The 3,982-nt window shown below is 67.3% G+C and carries 2 protein-coding genes; both read left to right on the plus strand.

From position 1 onward, the window contains the following. On the plus strand, window positions 1-1,077 hold a 1,077-nt coding region (locus tag WAW85_RS04310), incomplete at its 5' end, for a Dyp-type peroxidase (RefSeq protein ID WP_422558412.1). Between the two features lie 10 nt (window positions 1,078-1,087). After that, on the plus strand, window positions 1,088-3,982 hold a 2,895-nt coding region (gene mfd, locus WAW85_RS04315), incomplete at its 3' end, for a transcription-repair coupling factor (protein WP_422558413.1).

Here is a 3,982-nt window from a genome sequence, read left to right on the forward strand (position 1 = left end):
GTCTGCGACGTGCACGAGCCGGCCCGGCAGACCGTGCAGTTCTACGGCCCGCATCAGGCTGGCATTGTCACGACGCCACCCAGTCACGCCAACTATGTCGGCCTGAACTTGGTGGACCCGGCGGATATGGACGCACTTCGCGGCGTCCTCATGCTCTGGACCCAAGACGGTGCTCGCCTGACCCAGGGGGAGGCGGGGCTTTCCGACGTCGAACCCGAGCTTGCTGTCGCGCCGTCGCGGCTGACGGTGACTGTCGGTGTCGGGCCGCGGATCTTTGAGAATCCGCGGATGGCGGGTCGTCGTCCGTCCTGGCTCAAGCCGTTGCCGGCGTTCGCCATCGACCGACTCGAGGAGCGGTGGGGGCAGACTGACCTGCTGCTGGTGGTCGCCTCCGACGATCCGGTGACGCTGGCCCATGCGACCCGGGTGTTGACTGCTGCCGTGCACACGATTGCGCCTGTCGTCTGGGTGCAGCGCGGCTTCCGCACGGCGCGCGGCACGCAGCCCGACGACCAGACGCAGCGCAATCTCTTCGGGCAGATCGACGGCACCGAGCAGCCGGTCGCCGACCGCAACGACGAACTGATCTGGAACGACGGCGTCGAGCAGCCGTGGCTGGCCGGCGGTAGTTCGATGGTGATCCGGCGAATCGCTATGCACATGGACACTTGGGAAGAACTCGACCGGGGACCGCGGGAACTGGTGCTCGGCCGCAACCTGACCAACGGGGCGCCGCTGACCGGACAGAACGAGCACGACAAGCCCGACTTCTCGATGAGCGACGGCGGTATTTCGGTGATCCCGGAGTCGTCGCACATTGCGCGGGCCCATCGTCGTGCCGATCATGAGCAGTACTTGCGTCGCGCCTATAACTACGACGACGGTGTCGCCGACACGGGGCTGATCTTCTCCACCGTGCAGCGCGATCCGGTCCGGCAGTTCTTGCCCTCGCAGGAGCGATTGGCCGAGCACGACGACCTCAACGTGTGGACCACACCGATCGGTTCGTCGGTGTACGCGTTGCTGCCGGGCGCGACGCCGCAGGTTCCGCTGGGAGCGTCGCTGCTGCGGACCTAGAATGGGGCGGGTGTCGACCTCCCCCTCGCTTTCCGGATTGAATGCTTATGCCACCCGCGCCGGGGTGTTCGCTGAACTGGTGAAACGGTCCGGCGAGCCGCGACTGGATCTCACGGCTCCCGATGCGGCCCGGCCCTTCGTTGTCGCGTCGTTGACGGCGCAGGGCGGGCCGCTGCTGGTGGTGACGGCCAACGGCCGCGAAGCTGACGATCTGACGGCCGAGTTGCGCGAGTTGCTGCCGGACGGGGCGGGGGCGGTGGCGCAGTTCCCGTCGTGGGAGACGCTGCCGCACGAGCGGCTCTCGCCGAGCGCGGACACCGTCGGGCAGCGCCTGGCGGTGCTGCACCGGCTGGCCGATCCGGAGGCGGAGCCGTTGCGGGTGGTCGTGACCACGGTGCGGTCGTTGATTCAACCGATGGCACCCCGGCTCGGCTCGCTGCGCGCCATCACCTTGCGTGAGGGCCTCGACGTCGATTTCGATGGGCTCATCGAGCAGCTGGTGGAGATGGCGTACGAGCGCGTCGACATGGTCGGGCGGCGCGGCGAGTTCGCGGTGCGCGGCGGCATCCTCGACGTCTTTGCCACCACCGCGGACTACCCGGTGCGCGTGGAGTTCTGGGGCGACGAGGTGACCGACCTGCGTGCGTTCTCCGTCGCCGACCAGCGGACGCAGCCGGAAGTCGACCCTTCGACAAGCTCAGGGGGCAAAGGTGTCCAGATCCATCCGTGCCGGGAATTAGTGCTGACCGAGCAAGTGCGGGCGAGGGCGGCCGAGCTTGCCGAGACCACCGACGACGTCGCGCTCGCCGAACTGCTGACCAAGCTGTCGGAGGGCATCGCCGTCGAAGGCATGGAGGCGATGATTCCTGCCCTGGTCGACGGCCAGATGCAGCTGCTTACCGAAGTGATGCCTGCGGGAACTCGGGTGCTGGTGCTCGATCCGGAGAAGGTGCGCACGCGCGCGGGCGATTTGGAGCGCACGGGCGCGGAGTTCTTGGAGGCGTCGTGGAATGCTGCGGCGCTCGGAGCGGGTGCGCCGGTGCAGGCGCAGAGTGTGGATCTGCAGGCCAGCGCCTACCGTCCGGTGGATGAGGTGCAGGCGGCCACCATCGCTGCCGGCCGCAGTTGGTGGACCATCAGTCCACTCTCGTCGGGCAGCGGGGCCGAGCTGGAATTGGACCTGCATGCCGGGCCGGCACCGCACGGTGACGCCGACGAGATCAAGTCGCTGCTGGCGAGTTTGCGCGCGCAGTTGGCGTCGGGTTCTCGGGCTGCAGTGGTCGCGGCTGGTCGCGGTACGGCGCAGCGCTTCGTCGAACGTCTCGGTGAGGCCGAGGTGCCGGCGCGGCTGATGGACGACGGCGACGAGCCGCCGGCCGATGCGGTCGCCGTCTACCACGGCACCCTGCGCCACGGCCTGGTCGTCGGGCCACTGGTCATCATCACCGAAGCGGATCTGACCGGTGCGCGCGTGGTCGGGGTGAAGGACGGGCGAAAGCTCCCCGCCAAGCGGCGCAACCAGGTGGATCCGCTGGCGTTGACGGCGGGCGACATGGTGGTGCACGACCAGCACGGCATCGGCAAGTTTGTGGAGATGATCGAGCGAGTGATCGGCGGGGCCCGCCGGGAGTACCTGGTGATCGAGTATGCGCCCGGTAAGCGCGGCCAGCCGGGGGACCGATTGTATGTGCCGATGGACTCGCTGGATCAGTTGTCGCGGTACGTGGGCGGCGAGCAGCCGGCCTTGAGCAAGCTCGGTGGCAGTGACTGGTCGAACACAAAACGTAAGGCGCGCAAGGCCGTTCGCGAGATCGCGGGCGAGTTGGTGCAGTTGTATGCGGCCCGGCATGCGGCGCCGGGTTTCGCGTTCAGCCCGGACAGTCCGTGGCAGCGCGAGATGGAGGACGCGTTCGACTTCACCGAGACCGTCGATCAGATGACGGTGATCGGCGAGGTGAAGGCCGATATGGAGAAGCCGGTGCCGATGGACCGGGTGATCGTCGGCGACGTCGGCTACGGCAAGACCGAGATCGCGGTGCGCGCGGCGTTTAAGGCGGTGCAGGACGGTAAGCAGGTGGCTGTGCTGGTGCCCACCACCATCCTTGCCGGACAACACCTGCAGACGTTCAGCGAGCGCATGGCGGGCTTCCCGGTGACGGTGGCCGGGCTGTCCCGGTTCACGTCGCCAGCCGAGTCGAAGAAGATCCTGCATGCGATGGCCGACGGTGAGGTGGACATCGTGATCGGTACGCACCGCCTGCTGCAGACCGGGGCGGTGTGGAAGGACCTGGGTCTGGTAATCGTCGACGAGGAGCAGCGCTTCGGTGTCGAGCACAAGGAGCACATCAAGTCGCTGCGCACGCACGTCGACGTGTTGACGATGTCGGCGACGCCGATTCCGCGCACCTTGGAGATGTCGATGGCGGGGATCCGCGAGATGTCGACCATTCTGACGCCGCCGGAGGAGCGGCATCCGGTGCTGACCTATGTGGGCGCGTACTCGGAGAAGCAGGTGGGTGCGGCCATCCGGCGTGAGTTGTTGCGCGACGGCCAGGTGTTCTACGTGCACAACCGGGTGTCGACGATCGACAAGATGGCCAAGGATCTGGCGCGCCTGGTCCCGGAGGCAAAGATCGCCGTCGCTCATGGGCAGATGCCCGAGGAGTTGTTGGAGAAGACGGTCGAGGGCTTCTGGAATCGTGAGTACGACGTGCTGGTGTGTACGACGATCATCGAGACCGGCCTGGATATCTCCAATGCGAACACGCTGATCGTCGACCGGGCGGAGAACTTGGGGCTCTCGCAGCTGCACCAGTTGCGCGGCCGGGTGGGGCGCAGTCGGGAGCGCGGGTACGCGTACCTGTTCTACAGCGTTGATAGGCCGTTGACGGAGACGGCCTACGAC

This window comes from Gordonia sp. (in: high G+C Gram-positive bacteria), from assembly GCF_049299075.1.
GTDB lineage: Bacteria > Actinomycetota > Actinomycetes > Mycobacteriales > Mycobacteriaceae > Gordonia.